Here is a 19,310-nt window from a genome sequence, read left to right as displayed (position 1 = left end):
AGGGACCTGCGCCACTGCTGGGCACGGCACGGCGGGCACGATAGCTTGTACCAGTGAGTAATACAGAATTCCTGAACACGGACCCTTTTGACGCCGCGCGCGCGGCCGCCGACTATATCGCCGAGGAGACGGGCGTGGACAGCCACGACGTCGCGCTCGTGCTCGGCTCAGGCTGGGGCGACGCCGCGGACCTGATCGGCGAAACCACGGCCACGCTATCCGCGGACGAGGTTCCCGGCTTCTCGGCACCGGCAGTTGAGGGCCACGTCGGCACCATCCGCTCCGTGCTGACCCGGGAAGGCAAGCGGGCCCTGGTCCTCGGCGCCCGGACGCACTATTACGAAGGCAAGGGCGTCCGCGCAGTAGTGCACGGGGTCCGGACGGCCGCTGCGGCCGGCTGCAAGGTTCTGGTGGTGACCAACGGCTGCGGCGGCCTCAACGAAGACTGGGCTCCCGGCACCCCTGTGCTCATCAAAGATCACATAAACCTCACCGCCACGTCCCCGCTGGAAGGCGCAACCTTCGTTGACCTGACAGATCTGTACTCGTCACGGATCCGCGGACTGGCCCGCCAAGTTGACCCGTCCCTCGACGAAGGCGTGTACGCGCAGTTCACCGGCCCGCACTACGAGACCCCCGCCGAAGTCCAGTACGCAAAGCGGATCGGCGCCGATCTGGTGGGCATGTCCACGGCGCTCGAAGCCATTGCCGCCCGGCATGCCGGCATGGAGGTTTTCGGCATCTCGCTGGTGACCAACCTCGCCGCCGGCATCAGCCCGGTGCCGTTGAGCCATGAGGAAGTTCTGGAAGCCGGACAGGCCGCCGCCCCCCGCATCTCCAAGCTGCTCGCGGAAATCATCGCCAAGCTCTGAGCACCTACTTCGTGCGGTGCCCGCCGGGAACTAGTCCCCCAACCTCTAGTTCCTGGCGGGCATCAGGCGGCGGAGTGTGTCCTTCCGGGAGCCGGGAAACTTCCGCTCAACTGAGGCTGCAATGCCGGCGATGGTCTGCCGGGACAGCGTCTGCCGCCACGCCAGCTCGGCCTGCCGCATGGTCTGGGACACCAGGCAACTGCGGAGATAGTCTTCGGCGGGGTCCGCGCCGGGCACGTTCGCGAGAATGGATTCGCAACGAAAAGCGGGTTCCGGACCCTCAATAGCCAGGACAACATCCAGTACGGTGATCTTTTCCGCGGAGCGCGCCAGCTGGAAGCCGCCACGGGGTCCCGAAACGGAGTACAGGATGCCCGCGCGGACCAACGCCTGCAGTTGCTTGTTCAGGTAGGCGGCGGGCAACTGATACAGCTCAGCCAGCCTGGCGCTGTTCACGGCCTCGCCCGCGGGCGCCCAGGACATGTTCACGCAGCAGTGCAGCGCCCACTCAACCCCCTGCCCCATCTTCATTTTTCAGACATTACGTGTCCGGAAAATTTACTGTCAAGGGCGCCGCCGCGCTTGTCGGACAGCCAATCCCGGACGTTAGGCGATAGCTTTGTTCCTATGACGTCTTCCGATGCCGAACTTCCGCAGCTGCTGAGCGATGCCCGGGACTGGGCCGCCCAGGACCCGGATCCCGCCACTGCCGCCGCTTTGACAGAACTCATCCAGCGCTCCGGGGACGGGGTTCCCTCTGCCCGGCAGGAACTCGAGGACAGCTTCAGCGGAACGCTGCAGTTCGGCACCGCAGGCCTCCGTGCCGCGCTTGGGCCGGGGCCCAACCGGATGAACCGCGTGGTTGTCCGGCGCGCGGCTGCAGGGTTCGCCTCCTTCCTGGCCACCGCCGTCGCGGATGCCTCGCCTGGCACCCGGCCCCGCGCCGTCGTCGGCTATGATGCCCGCTACAACTCCGACATTTTCGCGGAAGAGACCGCCGCGGTCTTCACAGCCGCGGGAATCGAAACCTTCCTGATGCCGCAGGCGCTCCCCACGCCGCTGCTCGCCTACGCCGTCCGGGCCCTGGATTGCGACGGCGGCGTGATGGTGACCGCCAGCCACAACCCTCCGCAGGACAACGGCTACAAGGTGTACCTCGGCAGGCACGCGGTGGACGAAAGCGGACGCGGGGCGCAGATCGTGGCCCCCTACGACGCGCTGATCGCCGCGGAAATCGACCGTGTGGGCACGCTGGACTCCGTCACCCTCGCCACTGCGGGCTGGACTGTCCTGGACCCTTCCATCGCTGCCGACTACCAGGCAGCCGTTGCTGCCCTGGCGCGTCCCGGGCAGTTCCCGGCCCGGGACCTGAAGATCGTCCTGACCCCCATGCACGGCGTGGGCGGCGACACGGCCGTTGCGGTACTGGGGGCGGCGGGGTTCGACGACGTCACCCTGGTGAGCGAACAGGCACGGCCGGACCCGGATTTTCCCACGGTCAACTTCCCCAATCCGGAGGAACCCGGCGCCCTGGATCTTGCGCTGGAAACGGCGGCCCGGGTGGACGCCGACATTGTGCTGGCCAACGACCCCGACGCCGACCGTGCCGCCGTTGCCGCCAAGGATCCGGACACAGGTGCCTGGCGCATGCTGCGCGGCGACGAAGTGGGCGCATTGCTGGGGGCGCACATTGTGGCCCGGCTCGCTGCCGGCGGCGCAAGCCCGGCCAACGGGGTCTTCGCGAATTCGATCGTGTCCTCGCGCCTGCTGTCACGGATCGCCGCTACGGCCGGATACGCCCATGAGGAAACCCTGACCGGGTTCAAGTGGATTTCCCGCGTTCCGGGCCTGCTCTACGGCTACGAGGAAGCGCTGGGGTACTGCGTGGCCCCGGACCTGGTCCGGGACAAGGACGGGATTTCCGCTGCCGTGCTCATCGCGGAACTAGCGGCCGCGGCCAAGGCCGACGGCAAGAGCATTTTCGATACCCTCGACGAGCTGTACCTGGTGCACGGCCTGCACGCCAGCGACCAGCTCAGCATCCGGGTGGCGGACCTGGGCCTGCTGGACGCCATGATGAACAGGCTCCGGGCGGACCCGCCGGAATCCTTCGGCGGGTCCGCCGTCGAAACGTTCAAGGACCTGGCCGAAGGCAGCGACGCCTTGCCCCCGACGGACGGCCTGCTCTACCTGACGAAGGACCTCAGCCGGGTGATCATCCGTCCCAGCGGCACGGAACCGAAGCTCAAGTGCTACCTCGAGGTCATCCGGAGCGTGGGCTCAGCGGCCGAACTGCCCGAGGCACGGCAGGCGGCACGGGCAGCGCTCGACGGCGTCCTGGTGGATGTGCGGGAGGCCCTGGGGCTCTAACTAGAGCTCAACTTCGACGTAGCCGTCCACCACACGGGTGCGGAACGTCGGCAGGCGGAGTTCGGCGGTGCCAAAGCACTCACCGGTTTCCAGGTCGTAAACCTCTTTGTGCAAGGGGGACGCAATGGTCTGGCGCGTTCCGCGTGAGCCAACGATCCCGCGGGCCATCACGTGGGCTCCCGTGGCGGGATCTTCCTGGGCCACGGCGAAAACTTCGGCGGGCGCGATGCGGAACAATGCCACCTGGCGGCCGGCGATCAGTGCAGCCTCACCCCAGGCCAGCTCCAGTTCCTCCACGGCGCAGACGCGGTTCCAGCCCGTGGCAAATCCGGTGCTCTGGTCTTCTAGTTCAAGTATTGCGGTCATTTTCCGGCCCCTCTCGCATAGCCTGCGGCCCGGTGCGCTATTGATACGGCTACCGGGCCCGGGCCGCCGACGCGGCCACATCTCCAAGCTAGGGTTGCGGTGTTTCGGCGGCGTGCAGTCAATGTGTCCGGCACGTAAAAGGCAACTCACCTGTCCGGAAATCCGTTCGTGATGCAGAAGTTAAGTTCACGAAACATAAGGGAAACTGAAGCGAAACTGCGCCTGCCTAGTCTGGAACGACAAGCTGCAGAGCACCGTCTGCGGCCCATGCGAAAGGCCCACAGTGACCGGACAGACTTCAAGCACCCAGACACCACGCCGCATCGTGGTCGCCGGCGGCGGCCCCGCGGCCCACCGCTTTGCGGACGCAATGCATGCCCGTGGCCTTGAAGGCTGGCATGTAACTGTGCTCACCGAGGAAGCACACCTCCCCTACGACCGGGTTGCCCTCAGCAAGGCGTTGACGGACAGCGACGCGGACCTCACCCTTGGCAGCGCCGCCATGTGGGACCACGACGCCCTGGCCCTGAAGACCGGCGAACGGGTCATCAGGATCAACCACGCTGCCAAGTCCGTGGAGACGGCAGCTGGCAACACCTATGAATTCGACGAACTCGTGGTGGCCACCGGTTCAGACGCCGCCCGCCTGCCGATTCCCGGCGCCGAGCACGTGCACGTCTACCGCACCCTCGAAGACGTGTGGGCCATCAATAAGGCGATCGCAGAACTCACCGAAAAGCTCGGCCGCAAGATCACTGCCGTCACCATCGGCGGCGGGCTCCTGGGCCTCGAATCAGCCGCAGGCACCGAACAGCTCGGCGCGACTCCCGTAGTGATCAACGGCGCCCCCTGGCTCATGAACACCCAGCTCGACGAAGGCGCCGGCCAGGCGCTCGGCCGCCTGATCGAAGCCAAGGGCTTCACCGTCCACGGCGGGGTGTTCCCCTCCGAGGTGCTCTCCGAAGACGGCCAGGTCACCGGCGTCCTGATGGCAGACGGCCGCATCATCCCGGCCGACCTCGTGATTGTTGCCATCGGCGTGAAACCGCGCGACGAACTCTTCCGCGCCGCCGAAGGCGAGGAACAGCTGTTCGACCTCGGTCCGCGCGGCGGCGTCGTGATCACTGACGGCTGCGAAACCCAGATCCCCGGCATCTGGGCGATCGGCGAGGTGGCGAACTTCGGCGGCATGTGCCTGGGCCTCGTGGCCCCGGCCAACACCATGGCTGAAATCGTGGCCGACCGCCTGCACGGCGGCGAAGCCACCTTCCCGGGATTCGACACCGCCACCAAGCTCAAGCTCTCAGGTGTTGACGTTGCCAGCTTCGGCGATGCCTTTGCCCGCACCGAACACTCACTGGAGATCGTCTACGCGGACCCCGCCCGCGGCGTCTACCAGAAGATCGTCACCACCGATGATGCCAAGACCCTCCTGGGCGGCATCTTCGTGGGCGACGCCACCCCGTACACGAGCCTGCGCCCGATGCTGGGCCGCGAGCTCGCCGCCGAGCCCGGCGCCTACCTCACCGCTGCCGGCGGCGGGGACGCTCCGGAGACCGAGCTGCCGGACGACGCCATTCTGTGTTCCTGCAACAACGTGTCGGCAGGAACCATCCGCGACACCGTCAACGGCTGCGGCGCCTGCGACGGCAACGCTCCTGTCCAGGAACTCGGCGAACTGAAGGGCTGCACCCGCGCCGGAACCAGCTGCGGTTCCTGCGTGCCGATGCTCAAGAAGCTGCTCGAAACCGAACTGACCAAGTCCGGCGTCGAGGTCTCCAAGGCCCTGTGCGAGCACATCGAGCTCTCCCGCCAGGAACTGTTCGAAACCATCCGGGTCCTGGAAATGACTTCCTTCGAGGAGGTCATGGCCAAGTACGGCACCGGCGCGGGCTGCGACATCTGCAAGCCGACCATCGCCAACATCCTGGCCAGCCAGAACAGCGCCTACGTCCTCGACGCCGGCCGCGGCACGCTGCAGGACACCAACGACCGCGCCCTGGCCAACATGCAGAAGGACGGCACCTACTCGGTGGTCCCCCGCATCGCCGGGGGTGAGATCACCCCGAAGAAGCTTGGCGTCATCGCAGCCGTGGCAGAGAAGTACAACCTGTACACCAAGATCACCGGCGGCCAGCGCATCGACATGTTCGGTGCGCGGCTGGAACAGCTGCCGGAGATCTGGAAGGAACTGGTGGACGCCGGCTTCGAATCCGGCCAGGCCTACGGCAAGAGCCTGCGCACGGTGAAGTCCTGCGTCGGTTCCACCTGGTGCCGCTTCGGCGTGCAGGACTCGGTGGCCATGGCCATCCAGCTCGAGCTCCGCTACCGCGGCCTCCGCAGCCCGCACAAGCTCAAGATGGGCGTCTCCGGCTGCGCCCGGGAATGCGCCGAGGCCCGCGGCAAGGACGTCGGGGTAATCGCCACGGCTGACGGCTGGAACCTCTACGTCGGCGGCAACGGCGGTGCCACCCCGGCACACGCCCAGCTGCTGGCCAAGGACCTCGACGACGAGACCCTCATCAAGTACATCGACCGGTACTTCATGTACTACATCCGCACCGCCGACCGCCTGCAGCGCACCGCGCGCTGGCAGGAAGAGCTCGACGGCGGAATCAAGCACGTCGAGGATGTGGTGGTCAAGGACACCCTGGGCATCGCCGAGGAACTCGAAGCGGCCATGGCCAAGCACGTTGACACCTACGTCGACGAATGGGCCGACACCCTGAAGGATCCCGAGCGCCTGCGCCGGTTCCGTTCCTTCGTCAACGCGCCGGACCAGAAGGACGACTCCATCACGTTCGTCTCCGACGAGCGAGGCCAGATGCGCCCGGCCACCGCTGAGGAAAAAGGCAAGGTCCTGATAGGGGCCACCATCCCGATGCGTCCCTCCACCCCGGAACTCGACAAGAACGAGGTATAGGCATGCAGCTCAGCATTGATCTCACCGGCCGCGAAGTCCTGGTCACCGGTTCGGACCACGCCGCACGGCAGGCGGTCCGCCGCTACCAGGCCGCCGGCGCCGTCGTCTCCCGCCTCAGCACTCCCCACGGAGCCAGTCATGACGGACCACTGCCCGAGCGCCCGTTCCTCGTGGCCGCCGTCGACGACGGCCAGCCCGGCTGGGACGCGCTGCTGGAGCGGTGCCGCCAGACCGGCATCCCCGTGGCACTGGAACCGGCGGCCGGAGCGGTGGGCCACGTAACCCTAGTGGGCGGAGGCCCCGGCGTCGGCGAGCTGCTGACCGTAGCGGCTGTCAAGGCGCTGCGCGATGCCGACGTCGTGTTCTACGACCGGCTGGCCCCCTACCAGGAGCTGCCGTCCCTGACCTCTGCCGAGCTGGTGGATGTGGGCAAGCAGCCAGGCCATCACAAGGTCAGCCAGGGCGACATCGAGAAGCTCATGGTGCAGAGCGCCCTGGCCGGGAACAACGTGGTCCGCCTCAAGGGCGGGGACCCCTATGTGTTCGGCCGCGGCGGCGAGGAAGTTGCCGCCTGCGTGGCCGCCGGGGTGCCGGTCAAGGTCGTTTCCGGCGTCACCAGCGCCATCTCCGTCCCTGCCGCGGCCGGGATCCCGGTGACCCACCGCGAAGTCAGCCACATGTTCACTGTGGTGTCCGGTCACGCCCCGCTGACCGAGAAGGAGCTCACCCACCTCGCCGGGCTGGGCGGGACGATCGTGGTCCTCATGGGCATCGGAACGCTCCACCAGCTGGCCGCCGGCCTGCGCCGGGCGGGCATGCCGGCCGACATGCCGATGGCCGTCGTCGAACGCGGCTACCGGCCCGGCCAGCGCACCACCATCGCCCAGCTGGGTACGATTGTCACCGCGGCCGCCGACTGCACCAACCCGGCAGTGCTGGTCATCGGCGAGGTGGTGCGGGTGGCTGAAGCCAACCGCGGGCACGCCGAGGCGGCGGCAGACCTCGACCGCCTCGCAGCGTCACTGATGGAATCGTGAAAGAAAAACCATGAGCGCCATGAACTCTATTGCCCCCGCTTCCACCTCCGGCCCGCAGGACTCCCCCGCTGCCGACGCCCCCGATTCGCCCCTTGAGGGGTTCCGAATCGGCGTGACGTCGCACCGGCGTTCCCAGGACCTGATCGAAGCACTGGAGCGGCGCGGAGCGGAGGTGCTGCACGCGCCCGCGCTCAAGATCGCACCGGTGCAGGAGGACATGCGGCTCATCGAGGACACCAAGGCCATCATTGCCGCCAGGCCCGACCTCTGCATCGCCACCACTGCCTACGGCATGCGCCGCTGGTGCGAGGCGGCTGACGCGTCCGGCATCGGCGACGAACTGCTGGAAACCCTCGCGGCCTGCCGCATGTTTGTCCGCGGTCCCAAGGCACGCGGCGCAGTCCGCGCCGCCGGACTCGCCGACGTCGGAATCAGCAGCGACGAAACCACGGCAACCCTGGTGGACATGCTGTTGAAGGAAGGCGTCCGCGGCAAGACCGTGGCCGTGCAGCTGCACGGCTACACGGATGTCCGCCAGCTGGAGCGACTCAAGATGTCCGGCGCCACTGTCCTGACCGTGACCCCCTACCGCTGGGTCAAGCCCGACGGCGAGGACAAGCTGCCGCGGCTGATCGAAGCCGCCTGCAGCGGCAACCTGGACGTCCTGACGTTCACCAGCGCGCCCGCCGTCGACGCCATGTGGAGCACCGCCCATGAGATGGGCCTCTACAAGCAGCTCGTCGATGCCCTGAAGACCACCGTCACCACCGCCGTCGTCGGTCCCATCACGGCACAGCCGCTGATCGACGCCGGGCTGTCACCGCTCATCCCGGAACGCTTCCGGATGGGCGCCCTGATCCGCCTGGTCTGCGAACATCTTGCGCTGAACCACGTGCGCCGCCTGGACACCCGGTCCGGCAACGTGGAGCTCCGCGGACGGTCACTCCGGATCGACGGGGAACCGGTGGAAATGGCACCGGCACCACTCCTGCTGCTCCGGGCCCTGCTGGGTGCCGAAGGCGCCGTCCTGTCCCGGGAATCGCTCTCCGACCTGCTCGAACTGCGCGGCTCCGTGCATGCGCTGGACATGACCGTCAGCCGGCTGCGCTCCTCGCTGCCCGACGGCCGCATGGTGGAAACCGTGGTCAAGCGCGGATACCGGATCCGGGTCTAGCTGGTCCCCGCCGGCGCCGGACGCCGCGCAGTCCGTGGACAGACCCGGGCCGCAGTGGGAACATGTCGCTATGGTTTGCGTCTGACCGCCCGTTGGCCGCCCCCGCACCGCCCAGGTGCGTGGCTGCCGGGACGTTCGGCGAGACAGCTCTTCCAAGGGGAATTGCGTGGAACCGGTGGTGCAAGGCGACGATGATCCCGCGGAGTCGGTGGACGCCGTGGTGGTGGGCTCCGGCTTCGGCGGATCGGTAGCGTCCTACCGCTTGGCGGCCGGCGGCCAGTCCGTGGTCCTGATGGAACGGGGCAGGGCCTACCCGCCGGGAAGCTTCGCCAGGACGCCGTCCGAGATGGGCCGGAATTTCTGGGACCCGGACAAAGGCCTCTATGGCCTTTTTGACGCCTGGACGTTCCGCGGCCTGGAAGGAATCGTCTCCAGCGGACTGGGCGGCGGTTCCCTCATTTACGCGAACGTGCTGCTGCGCAAGGACCGGAACTGGTTCGTCCAGGAATCTCCCGTTCCCGGCGGGGGCTACGAAAGCTGGCCGTTCAGCAGGCAGGATCTCGAGCCCTTTTACGACGCAGCCGAAGCCATGCTCCGTCCCGTGCCCTATCCCTACCAGGACACCCCCAAGACCCTGGCCATGGAAACCGCCGCGAGGACACTCGGCCTCAGCATCACGCGGCCGCCCATCGCCGTCACTTTTGCCACCTCCCCTGACGCCGCCCCTGCCCGGAACCGGGTGCTGCCGCCCGCGCCCTATGGCAGCGTCCATGGCGACGACGCGTTCCGCACTACCTGCACGCTCTCAGGCGAATGCGACATCGGCTGCAACGCCGGCGCCAAGAACACCCTGGACCACAACTACCTTTCCGCGGCCAAGGCTGCCGGCGCGGATATCCGGACCTACCACGACGTCCGCGGCATCCGGCCCCTTCCGGCGGGCGGCTACGAGGTCCGCTACGTCGTCCATAATCCCGCCGACGCCGCGCCCGGACTCCTGCGCGAACAGGTGATCCACTGCCGCCGGCTCATCCTCGCCGCCGGCACGTTCGGCACCACGTTCCTGCTGCTGCGCAACCGCGCCTCCCTGCCGGCGCTCAGCCCTGCACTGGGCACCCGGTTCAGCGGGAACGGTGACCTGCTGGGGTTCGTCCTGGACGCCAAGGACGCCGACGGGGCCACGCGGACGCTCTCGGGCAGCATCGGGCCGGTGATCACCACGGCCATCCGCACGCCCGACTCCACCGACGGCGGAGACGGGCGCGGCTACTACATCGAAGACGCCGGCTACCCCGCGTTCATGAACTGGCTCCTTGAGACCGGACAGTTCCGCCAGGTGGCCAAACGCGCCGGCAAAGTGATGGTGCAGCTCCTCAAGGACCGGCTCTTCCAGGCCCAGCGTTCCAACATCTCCGCCGACCTTGCCGCCGCACTCGGGGACGGCCGCCTGTCCGCGTCCTCCGTTCCCCTGCTCGGCATGGGGCGGGACATACCGGACGGCATGATGACCCTCCAGGGCGGCCGGCTGGCCATCAACTGGACCCTGGCCACTTCGGCCACGTACTTCGGCCGGATGCAGGCCACCATGCACGCGATCGCCAGGGAACTGGGCGGGAGCTTCAAACAGAATCCGCTGTGGTGGAGCAAGCGGGTCATCACCGTGCATCCGCTGGGCGGCGCCCCGGCGGGACGGAACAGCAGCGAAGGCGTGTGCGATTCCTACGGTGAAGTCTTCGGCTACCCGGGGCTGCATGTGGTGGACGGCGCCGTGATGCCCGGGCCGGTGGGAGCCAACCCGGCCCTGACCATTGCCGCCTTTGCCGAACGGGCCTGCCACCGGATCCTGACCGGACCTGACGCGCAAAGGCAGCGCGGCGGCCTGGACACCGCCGGCTCCCCGTCCGGCACTACCGACGCCGTGACTTTCGACGGCGGCAGCGTCGACGGCGGGATGCCCGACGGCGGGATTCCCGGCCACCGGCCGGGGCCGCTTCGCGCCCTGGTGCCGGACGCCACCAAAGGCGCCAAGGCCCCGGCCCAAGAAAGCACGTTCGTCCCGCGGACCGCCGGCCGGTCGCGGGGGTTGCGCGACCTCGGATCACCGGCTGCCTTTGGAACCCCCGGAAGCGAGGCGCTGCAGGAGGCTGAGATCGAGGAGGACGCCGAACTGGCCGAAACCGGGCCCACCTCCGTCAGCTTCACCGAACAGATGCACGGGTGGTTCAGCGCCGGCGTGGCGGACCCCGAGGCGGGACGCAGCCTGGGCCGTGACCGCGGCCGGCGGATGATGTTCGAGCTCACCATCACCGCCTTGGACATTGAGGAGTTCGTGCGGGACCCGCTCCATCCGGCGAGCGCGGACGGTTACGTCCTGGCGGACCAGTTCGGCGGCCGCCTGCCGGTGGAACGGGGCTGGTTCAACCTCTTCGTCAAGGACGGTCCTGAACCTGCCGGACGCAAGATGCTCTACCGTCTCTGGCTGCGGGATCCCGGCGGCACGCCGCTGACGTTCGTGGGCCACAAGGACGTCCGCAACGACCCGGGCCTGGACGTCTGGGCTGACACCACCACACTGTATGTCACGGTCCTGCGCGGGCACATTCCGCCCCCGGAGAGTTCCCGTCCGGATACAGGGTCTGACGCGCCCCCTGGCCCGCCTTATATGGACAAGAACGCCGACCCTGCAGCGGCGGCGGGGGCAGAAGCGGTAGCGGGCGCGGGGATTCTGTACATCCGGCCGTGGGACTTCGCCCGGCAACTGACCACGGTCCGCGCGGTGGGCCCGAACCCTGCGGGCGCCCTGGCGGCCTTCGGCAAGGTCTTCCTGGGTGAGCTCTGGCAGGTATACGGCCGCCGGCTGCACGGCCGGTCCGGGGGCGGCGCCCGGGTCCAGCGGGCCGACCGCGAAGAGTACGGCCAGTCCGCCGGCAGGCGATGAGGGGCGACCGGGCATGAAGCGGGCTGAGCTGGCACAGCACAGCGAAAGACTTGGCTTCACGCCGCGGGACGCAGTGCGCTGGCTTGCCCCGGCCCAGCTGGGGAGGACCGCCGTGCGGGTTGTCCTCGCGTCCGTCTTCGCGGACTTCGGCGACAAGCGGGAACTGGAGGGCGGCTTTCCCCGCTACGACCTCGATCTGGAACGGCTGCCAGTGCAGGGCCAGCCGGCGCAGCCGGTGGTCCGCGACCTGGAGCTGCCCGGAACGCCGTCACGCGCCAACCGCGCAGGAGAACCCGCTGGAGAACCCGCTGACCACGGCACCGCCCGCACGCACGGAGCCGCGGAGTCCGGCGGCCCCGAGCTGTGGCTGGATTTCGCGGCCGACCTCGGCGACGGCTTTGATTCGACGTACACGGTGGCGTCGGTGCTGGCCGAGGAGTCGCTGGTGGTGGACGGGCATGAGCTTCGCCGCGGCAAGGTGCTGGTGCTGGGCGGCGACGAGGTGTATCCGGTGGCCGCGCCCGCCGCGTACGAGGACCGCATGGTGGGGCCGTACCGGACGGCGCTTCCCGGCGGCCGCTCCCCGGGCCGGGACGGCGTGCTGCTGGCCCTGCCCGGCAACCATGACTGGTACGACGGCCTGACCTCCTTCATCCGGCTGTTCACCCGGCAACGGAACATCGGCGGCTGGCGGACCATCCAGACGCGCAGCTACTTCGGCCTCCGGCTGACGGGCGGGGAGGACTCACCCGGCTGGTGGCTGGTGGGGCTGGACAGCCAGTTGGGCCAGTACATCGATGAACCCCAGCTGGATTATTTCTACAACACGGTGACCACCAGGCTGCTGCCGGGAGATGCGGTCATCCTGTGCGTGGCTGCCCCCTACTGGGTGCGGGAAACGGAAAATGCGAATGCCTTTCGGCAGGTGCATTTCTTCGAGCAGGATTACCTGCGGCGCCGCTTCAACCGCCGCGCAGGATTGTTCGAGGAAACCGGGGCCTCCGTGCGGCTGTGGCTCACCGGGGACCTGCACCACTATTCACGCTACGAGGAACTCGCGTCGGAGGCTGACGGCGCCACCGGCACCCCGGGGGGCACCCGGGCCGGGGCCGACCCGCGCCGGACTCAGCTCATCACCTGCGGACTGGGCGGTGCGTTCCTGGCCGACACACGCTTGCTGCCCGCGGAACTTACGCTTCCTGCGCACCAGCCGGCACCTGCCCCCACCGGCACCGGGCGGCGGACCCGGCCCGGCACGGCAGACGCCGCAGGGCCGGGGACGGCACCCGGCACCTTGGACTCCGCAGCGCCAGGCGGAACTCCCGGCCCCGGCCGCCGCTTCGTCCTGACGCCCGGAACCTTCCCGGGTGCCGCCGAGTCCCTGAAGTTCCGCGGGCGCCTGGCCAATCCTTTCTCGCCGTTCTGGCTTCCGGTGCGGAACCCGGGCTTCGGCTCGGCCCTCGGCATCGCGCACACGGTGGCTGCGCTGACGCTCTGGACCGTCTTCAGCGCTTTCCGGGGCCTCTCCTTCGTGGACAGCCTCCTCAGCCTGAGGGCGGGAAATACCGGGTTCCTCGCGCTGACGATCCTCGCAGTCCCCTTGCTCCTGCTGGTGCTGCTGGTGACCGTCGGCGCTGCGCTCGGCCTCTCCCGGGATCCCCGGGAGAACGGCGCGGGGTTCACCGTTGCCCGTGGTGCGCTCTGGCAGCTGTCCGCGCTGGGGGCCGGGATCGCCGTCGTCCTCCTCCTTCCCTGGCCGGCGGGGTGGCCGCCGTTCCTGACCCTCGCGCTGGTGCTCGCCATCATTTACGCCACAGGGTTTGCTGCCGGAAGTGAAGCGTTCGCCTGCTTCATCCTGGGCACCGCAGGCGGAGAAGTGGCCTCGTGGGCCATGTCCGGCCAGGCCATCGAGGACCACAAGGGCTTCCTGCGGATCCGGGTTGCCGCGGACGGCAACGTGACGGTTTATCCCGTGGCAGTGGACCGCGTCTGCCGGGACTGGGATCTCAAGGAAAACGACGACGGCGGCATCCGCCCGGTACCGGCCGGCGGGTTGCCGCCGCTCCGGCTTTTCGAACCGCCGGTCACCGTCGCCAGGGAAGGATTTCCGCCATGAACAGCCCCCGCACCATCACCCGGGCGGACCACGTCACCGAAGTCATCCCGTTCGCCGCCGGCGACGGGACGCCGCTGACCCTGGTCCATGTCACCTCCACAGTGCCTCCCGACGCCGGGAAACCAGCGAAGGGGCCGGTGCTGCTGGTTCACGGGGCCGGCGTGCGGGCCGAGCTCTTCCGCCCGCCGCTGCCGCGGACGCTGGTGGACGCACTGCTGGAAGACGGCTGGGACGTCTGGCTGCTGAACTGGCGCGCCTCCATCGACCTGGAACCTCTCTCCTGGACCCTGGGCGACGCCGCCGTGTACGATCACCCTGCCGCCGTCGACTACGTCCTGGGAGCCACCGGCGCCGAAACGCTGAAGGCGGTCATCCACTGCCAGGGGTCGGTCTCCTTCACCATGGCGGCCGTGGCCGGGCTCCTGCCCCGGGTGGATACGGTGGTCTCCAACGCCGTGTCCCTGCATCCGGTCATCCCGCTGTGGTCGGTCATCAAGATCACCTACTTGGCCGAACTGCTGAAGCCCTTCACGCCCTGCCTTTCCCCGGCGTGGGGTTACAAATCCAACGGCTACCTCTCCCGGATCCTCAGGTCCATGGTCAAGGCCACCCACCACGAATGCGACAACCTGGTATGCCGCCTGGTCAGCTTCACTTACGGCAGCGGCAGGCCCGCGCTGTGGTCGCACGAGAACCTGGACGAGGCAACCCACAACTGGATCAGCGGAGAGTTTGCCGAGGTACCGTTCACGTTCCTGTCCGAGATGGGCCGCAGCGTGCTGGCCAGGCGCATGGTGGCGGCCGGAAACCACCCGGAGCTGCCCGCAAACTTCCTGGCCGATGCCCCGCAGACGGACGCCAGGTTCTCCTTCCTGGCCGGCCGCAACAACCGCTGCTTCCTGCCCGAAAGCCAGGAACGGACCTTCGCCTTCTTCCAGGGCCACCGCCCCGGCAAGGATTCCCTGCACCTGTTGTCCGGGTACGGGCATCTGGACGTCTTCTTTGGTGCCCGCGCCTGGGCGGGCACCTATCCCGTCATCCTCAAGGAGCTGAACAGATGAACCAACTCATCGGTCTTGCCGCTTCCCTGCTGCGGCTTGTGCCCTCCCCCGTGCCGCACCGCCAGGAGCGGCTGCGGGGACAACACGCCACAGTAGACGGCATCAAATACTCCATGCCCGTCAATTCCGATGATTCCCCGGTGCTGATGGCGGCCTTCCCCATCAACAAGCGCGCCGCCGCGGCAGCCCTGCCCGGCACGGAGCTGCGGCCGTTCAGCCTGGGCGGCAAGGGGCTGCTGGTGGTCACCGTGGTGAACTACAGGTCGACGGACATCGGCAAATACATCGAATACTCGCTGGCGATCGCCGTCACGCACGGCTCCCGGCCGGCACCTCCGCTGCTGCCGTTGATCTTCCAAAAGACATTCGGTTTGGGCCAGTACGTCGTGGACCTGCCGGTGAGCACGGAAATCTCGGTCAAGGGCGGCAAAGGCATCTGGGGCATGCCCAAGCACCAGGCCAGCCTGGACTTCGTGGTCACTGACACTGCGGTTTCGGCGCAGTATGACGACGGCGGCAAGCTGGGCTGCTTTATCGAGATCGAACGGCCCCCGGCGATGGGCATCCCGCTCAAGCTGGCCGCCTCCAACTACTGCGCCTTCCGCGGGATGCTGATGAAATCAGACATCTATTTTGAGGCCGCCGGGGACATTGCCCTGGGAGGCGGCGCCAAGGCCCGGCTGGTGCTGGGCGACGCGCCCGGCGTCACCGTCCTCAAGAGCCTCCAACCGGCGGAGAAACCGGTGTTCACGGCCTACCTTCCCGAGGCCCACGGTGTGCTGGACGACCACTACGAGGCCTGGTTCCTGACGGCGCCAAGCGCCGAGGAGGCCGCCCGGATCCCCGGCGGCGACCCCCTCGAATCCGTCGTGGGCCTGGGCCAGGGCCAGGAATGGCTGCCCGCCCCGGACCGGAGCACCACGGGCCGCACCGGCGCCGGAGGCACGGCTCCCAGCGGAGAAACGCCATGAACTGGCTCCTGCTGCTGAACGCGCTCTACTTCCTTTTCGGCGCCACCATGTACGTGGGCACCATGTGGGTGCTGAAGTTCTTCCTTTACCCCACCTGGGAGTCCCTGAACCGCGGCAACGTGGACATGCACTTCGGCATCCCCACCCGCCAGGCCACCAAGTTCTTCACCGTGGTGGTGCCGCCGATGTTCATCGCCGGCATCGTCCTGGTCTGGACGGAATGGGGCACGGTCCGGATCATCCCCGCGGCGCTCTGCCTCCTCGGGATCATCGTCCTCACGGTGGTGGGCCAGGCCATGATCATTCCCGTCAACATCAGGATCCGGGGCGGAGACTTTGCCGACGACGCCGAACTGCGTTCCCTGCTGCGCCGGTGGATGCTGCTCAACGACATCCGCTTCTATGTTTCCACGCTCACCTGGCTGGCCATCGTCTGGCTGCTGGTGGACCGGGGCCGCCTGTGGGAGGCGTTCGCATGAGCGGGGCGGTACGCCCTTCCGTAGCGGCCCTTCCCCGCGTCGGCGCCTGGATCGCGGCCGATCCGCTGCGCGCCGTCCTGGCCGCGATCGCCGTCGTCACCGTCTTTTCCGGTGCGGTGCAGATACCCTTCGGCGGCGCTGTCCTGGAGTTACTCGGAGCGGAGCCGACGACGGCGGCACGCCAGCTGTTCGCCACCGTGGGAATGTTCATGGTGGTGGTGGGCGGCCTCCTGCTGCACACGCTGCTGCGGCCGCAGCCGGCGGCCGAAGTGCTGCTGTGGTGCGGTGTGCAAAAAGCGGGGGCCTGCGCCGCCGTCGCAGTCGGGGTGCTCAACGGTGTCTTTGCGCCGGTGGCGCTGGCCGTTGCCGTGTTTGACCTTGCGACGGCGGCACTGTGCCTCATCTACCTGCGCCGGCTGGTGTATCTGCGCGGCGTCCCGGCGGGGAACGGTGCCGGCCAAACCACCGGACCGGGAACACTGCGGTGAAACGCTCGCTGGTCCTGGCCGGAGGCGGAATGCGCGTGGCGTGGCAGGCCGGAGTGGTCCGCGCACTGGCCGAAGAGGGGCTGCACTTTGACCACGTGGACGGGACGTCCGGCGGCATCCTGACGGCAGGCATGCTGCTCTCCGGGGTGTCCCCGGAGGACATGTGCCGGAACTGGTCCTCCGTCAAGGTCAAGGACTTCGGCTCGGCGCTGCCGCTGGGCGACTACGTCAAGGGCCCGTGGTCGCTGCCTGCCATCGGCGACGCCGACGGCCTGCTCGGCAAGGTCTTCCCGGCCCTCGGGATCGACGACGGCGCGATCCGCCGCCGTGCTGCGCTGCCCGGCGCCGCCGAAGGCACATTCAACGTGGCGGAGTTCACCGAAAAACGCTGCCACGCCATCGACGCCCGTGCCGCGGATGCCCAACTGATGGCGGCGGGAATGTCATTGCCCATCTTCCTCACTCCGCTGCGGCGCGGAGGGAAGATCTGGACTGATGCGGTCTGGATCCGCGACGCCAACGTGGCCGAAGCCCTTCGCCGCGGGGCGGATGAGGTGTGGCTTGTCTGGTGCATCGGCAACACCGGGTACTGGGGCGACGGTCCGCTGGAGCAATACGTGCACATGATCGAGATGAGTGCCATGGGCGCCCTGCTGGCAGACTTCGAGGCTGCGGCAGCGGCGGGCCGGGACTTCACCCTCCACGTGGTCAGGCCGGAGAACCCCCTGCCGCTGGATCCGGAGTTCTACCTGGGCCGGATCGATGCGGACACGCTGATCGGCATGGGGTACCGGGACGCCCGCAGCTACCTCAAGGAAATGACAGCCGAAGGCCTGCCCAAGGACGCTTCCTGCACTGCGATGGTGGAACCGCCGGCCGGCATCCGCTTCACCGAACGCCTGCGTGGCGACGCCGGCGGCCAGGACGTCCAACTCACAGTCACCGTGGCCCTGCCCCTCGACGGTTCAGGCGCGGCAGCAAGGCTCACCGGGTTCCTTGACCACGCACCCTTCGGCCCCAGGGTGTTCCTGGCGGGCGGACGGGTGGACGTCCGCGGTGAGTCGGTGACCTACCGGGCGTCGGTCCATGCGGGGGGCGCCTGGCACCGGCTGTCCCTGAACCGGGTGTTCCACGACGATCCCGGACCGGACGCCTGGGAGGACACCAGGCGGGGCCGCCTGACGGTGGGGTCGCTGCTGGATGTGCCGGTCACCATGGGTCTGCCGGACGCAGCGGCCCTGATCGCCTCGGTGGAACCGGCCGGAGTCCATGGTCCCGGAGACCGCGCCGGCGTCGTCGCAAAAGTCGTAGCGGGAGGGCTGCGGGAGGCCTTCCGCCGGTACGGCTGACGCCTCAATGGCAGCGCAGGGCTGACGACGGGCCTGATTGTGAGACAGGACACATTCAAGGACACATTTGTTGCCGGCTGGTAAACAGCGTGGAACAGGCACTGTCATTCCGGCAACAACCGGGAAACACCCCCGAAAAACCGGGCGCCTAGGCTGGTCCCCATCACCAACCCGGGCCTGACAAGGGCCTCACCAGCGAAAGGGCCTTCACATGTCCGCTCCGGCACCGTCCATCTCCTCCTCCGCCACGTTCCGGGGGTCGTCCCCGGCGCCGCGCGTGGTCATCGCCGGCGCCGGACCCGCAGCCCGTGCCCTGGTGGACCAGCTGGACAGGTCCCGCTTCGCAGGCACCATCACGGTGCTCAGCAACCGCGACGACGCCCCGTCCGAGCTCCTCGAGCTGGCTGCCCTTCCGCAGGTTTCGGTCCGATTCGGCCAGCCGGCCAGCTTCATCGATGCGGCCAACCGCATGGTGACCACAGCAGACGGTATGGAATTCAGTTACGACCAGCTGGTGATTGCCACAGGTTCCGCCCCGGCCCTTTCGCCCGTGGACGGCGCAGGCCGGTGCCTCAGCTACTCCACCATCGACGACGCCGCCCGGATCGGTGACGCCGTCAAGGAAGTCACCCGCGTCCTCGGTCGCAGGCCGCTGGGAATCCTGGTGGGAACAGGCCCCGAGGCGGGACAGGCCGAAGCGGTGCTGCGGGCCCGCGGTGTACGTCCTATCCGCACCACGCTCCGGCCGGCCGCGGTGGTCCCGACACTGGCGGGCTCAGTGCTCCCCGCCGCCGGGATTGTCTTCGAGGACGGCAGCAGCATGAACGGCGACCTGGTGGTCCTCGCCGAAGAGCGGGTGGCACGCGACGGCCTGGCGGCGAGCGCGGGCCTCGAGACGGCAGCCAACGGCGGGATCGTGATTGGCCAGGACTTCCGGACGTCGGTTCCCGGTATCTGGGCCATCGGCGATGCCGCCTCGTTCGACGGCGTACGCCTGGGCCTTCTCGTGGCGTCGGGCTCCGCAGCAGGTGTCTGCGCAGCCCAGCTTATGCAGGCAACGCTGCAGGAACCTGTGGCCGCTGCCGCCTAGCACCGTTGTGGCAAGATGGTCACCTGAGAAGCCACGAAGAACACGGCGCCTGTAGCCCACAAGGCCCGGCAGGCGC

General features: G+C 68.3%; 15 protein-coding genes. 13 read left to right on the top strand and 2 right to left on the bottom strand.

Annotation, left to right across the window (positions count from 1 at the left end):
• Nucleotides 1-53 precede the first annotated feature (53 nt).
• On the top strand, nt 54-872 hold the full coding sequence (locus TV39_RS05920; RefSeq protein ID WP_043479592.1) for a purine-nucleoside phosphorylase: 819 nt from the start codon (nt 54-56) through the stop codon (nt 870-872).
• 45 nt (nt 873-917) lie between these two features.
• Here TV39_RS05920 and TV39_RS05915 read toward each other — a convergent pair whose 3' ends face one another.
• Nucleotides 918-1,403 carry an RrF2 family transcriptional regulator gene (locus tag TV39_RS05915; protein WP_043479590.1) on the bottom strand — a complete coding sequence of 162 codons (486 nt, stop codon included), beginning with the start codon at nt 1,401-1,403 and terminating at the stop codon, nt 918-920.
• A gap of 96 nt (nt 1,404-1,499) precedes the next feature.
• Between TV39_RS05915 and TV39_RS05910 the strand changes: the two genes are divergently transcribed.
• A complete protein-coding gene (locus TV39_RS05910; RefSeq protein ID WP_043479587.1) occupies nt 1,500-3,242 on the top strand; it encodes a phospho-sugar mutase in 1,743 nt (580 codons plus the stop codon).
• Here TV39_RS05910 and nirD read toward each other — a convergent pair whose 3' ends face one another.
• Nucleotides 3,243-3,608: a nitrite reductase small subunit NirD gene (gene nirD, locus TV39_RS05905; protein ID WP_043479585.1), complete on the bottom strand. Its 366-nt coding sequence runs from the start codon at nt 3,606-3,608 to the stop codon at nt 3,243-3,245.
• 283 nt (nt 3,609-3,891) lie between these two features.
• Between nirD and nirB the strand changes: the two genes are divergently transcribed.
• The 11 genes from nirB to TV39_RS05850 all read left to right on the top strand — a co-directional run bounded on the left by nirB (nt 3,892) and on the right by TV39_RS05850 (nt 19,234).
• Nucleotides 3,892-6,531, top strand: a complete 2,640-nt coding sequence (gene nirB / locus TV39_RS05900) for a nitrite reductase large subunit NirB (RefSeq protein ID WP_043479582.1) — start codon at nt 3,892-3,894, stop codon at nt 6,529-6,531.
• Between the two features lie 2 nt (nt 6,532-6,533).
• Nucleotides 6,534-7,568 carry a uroporphyrinogen-III C-methyltransferase gene (cobA, locus tag TV39_RS05895; protein ID WP_043479579.1) on the top strand — a complete coding sequence of 345 codons (1,035 nt, stop codon included), beginning with the start codon at nt 6,534-6,536 and terminating at the stop codon, nt 7,566-7,568.
• A 19-nt stretch (nt 7,569-7,587) separates the two neighbouring features.
• Entirely contained in the window at nt 7,588-8,742 is a 1,155-nt protein-coding gene (locus tag TV39_RS05890; RefSeq protein ID WP_043479655.1) for a uroporphyrinogen-III synthase, read from the top strand.
• Between the two features lie 166 nt (nt 8,743-8,908).
• Nucleotides 8,909-11,680, top strand: coding sequence for a GMC oxidoreductase (locus tag TV39_RS05885; protein ID WP_043479577.1), 2,772 nt, complete (start codon nt 8,909-8,911; stop codon nt 11,678-11,680).
• 13 nt (nt 11,681-11,693) lie between these two features.
• Nucleotides 11,694-13,796: a hypothetical protein gene (locus TV39_RS05880; protein ID WP_043479573.1), complete on the top strand. Its 2,103-nt coding sequence runs from the start codon at nt 11,694-11,696 to the stop codon at nt 13,794-13,796.
• Nucleotides 13,793-14,857, top strand: a complete 1,065-nt coding sequence (locus TV39_RS05875; protein WP_043479571.1) for an alpha/beta fold hydrolase — start codon at nt 13,793-13,795, stop codon at nt 14,855-14,857. Before TV39_RS05880 ends, TV39_RS05875 begins: the two co-directional genes overlap by 4 nt.
• Nucleotides 14,854-15,828: an acetoacetate decarboxylase family protein gene (locus tag TV39_RS05870; RefSeq protein WP_043479568.1), complete on the top strand. Its 975-nt coding sequence runs from the start codon at nt 14,854-14,856 to the stop codon at nt 15,826-15,828. The genes TV39_RS05875 and TV39_RS05870 overlap by 4 nt, the downstream gene beginning before the upstream one ends.
• Complete coding sequence (locus TV39_RS05865) at nt 15,825-16,307, top strand: DUF1772 domain-containing protein (protein ID WP_043479565.1); 483 nt, start codon at nt 15,825-15,827, stop codon at nt 16,305-16,307. Before TV39_RS05870 ends, TV39_RS05865 begins: the two co-directional genes overlap by 4 nt.
• On the top strand, nt 16,304-16,795 hold the full coding sequence (locus TV39_RS05860; RefSeq protein ID WP_235347292.1) for a hypothetical protein: 492 nt from the start codon (nt 16,304-16,306) through the stop codon (nt 16,793-16,795). Before TV39_RS05865 ends, TV39_RS05860 begins: the two co-directional genes overlap by 4 nt.
• Nucleotides 16,792-18,144, top strand: a complete 1,353-nt coding sequence (locus tag TV39_RS05855; protein ID WP_043479563.1) for a patatin-like phospholipase family protein — start codon at nt 16,792-16,794, stop codon at nt 18,142-18,144. The genes TV39_RS05860 and TV39_RS05855 overlap by 4 nt, the downstream gene beginning before the upstream one ends.
• Before the next feature lie 211 nt (nt 18,145-18,355).
• Complete coding sequence (locus tag TV39_RS05850; protein WP_043479560.1) at nt 18,356-19,234, top strand: FAD-dependent oxidoreductase; 879 nt, start codon at nt 18,356-18,358, stop codon at nt 19,232-19,234.
• Nucleotides 19,235-19,310 lie beyond the last annotated feature (76 nt).

It is taken from the genome of Arthrobacter sp. SPG23, from assembly GCF_000876655.1.
Lineage (GTDB): Bacteria > Actinomycetota > Actinomycetes > Actinomycetales > Micrococcaceae > Arthrobacter.
This window is presented reverse-complemented; position numbering and strand designations above follow the sequence as displayed.

Coding starts and splice junctions, on each gene's coding strand:
- TV39_RS05915 (WP_043479590.1), bottom strand. CDS start 1,403: ATGAAGATGGGGCAGGGGGTTGAGTGGGCGCTGCACTGCTGCGTGAAC.
- TV39_RS05890 (WP_043479655.1), top strand. CDS start 7,588: ATGAACTCTATTGCCCCCGCTTCCACCTCCGGCCCGCAGGACTCCCCC.
- cobA (WP_043479579.1), top strand. CDS start 6,534: ATGCAGCTCAGCATTGATCTCACCGGCCGCGAAGTCCTGGTCACCGGT.
- nirD (WP_043479585.1), bottom strand. CDS start 3,608: ATGACCGCAATACTTGAACTAGAAGACCAGAGCACCGGATTTGCCACG.
- TV39_RS05870 (WP_043479568.1), top strand. CDS start 14,854: ATGAACCAACTCATCGGTCTTGCCGCTTCCCTGCTGCGGCTTGTGCCC.
- TV39_RS05875 (WP_043479571.1), top strand. CDS start 13,793: ATGAACAGCCCCCGCACCATCACCCGGGCGGACCACGTCACCGAAGTC.
- TV39_RS05880 (WP_043479573.1), top strand. CDS start 11,694: ATGAAGCGGGCTGAGCTGGCACAGCACAGCGAAAGACTTGGCTTCACG.
- TV39_RS05860 (WP_235347292.1), top strand. CDS start 16,304: ATGAGCGGGGCGGTACGCCCTTCCGTAGCGGCCCTTCCCCGCGTCGGC.
- TV39_RS05865 (WP_043479565.1), top strand. CDS start 15,825: ATGAACTGGCTCCTGCTGCTGAACGCGCTCTACTTCCTTTTCGGCGCC.
- TV39_RS05850 (WP_043479560.1), top strand. CDS start 18,356: ATGTCCGCTCCGGCACCGTCCATCTCCTCCTCCGCCACGTTCCGGGGG.
- TV39_RS05910 (WP_043479587.1), top strand. CDS start 1,500: ATGACGTCTTCCGATGCCGAACTTCCGCAGCTGCTGAGCGATGCCCGG.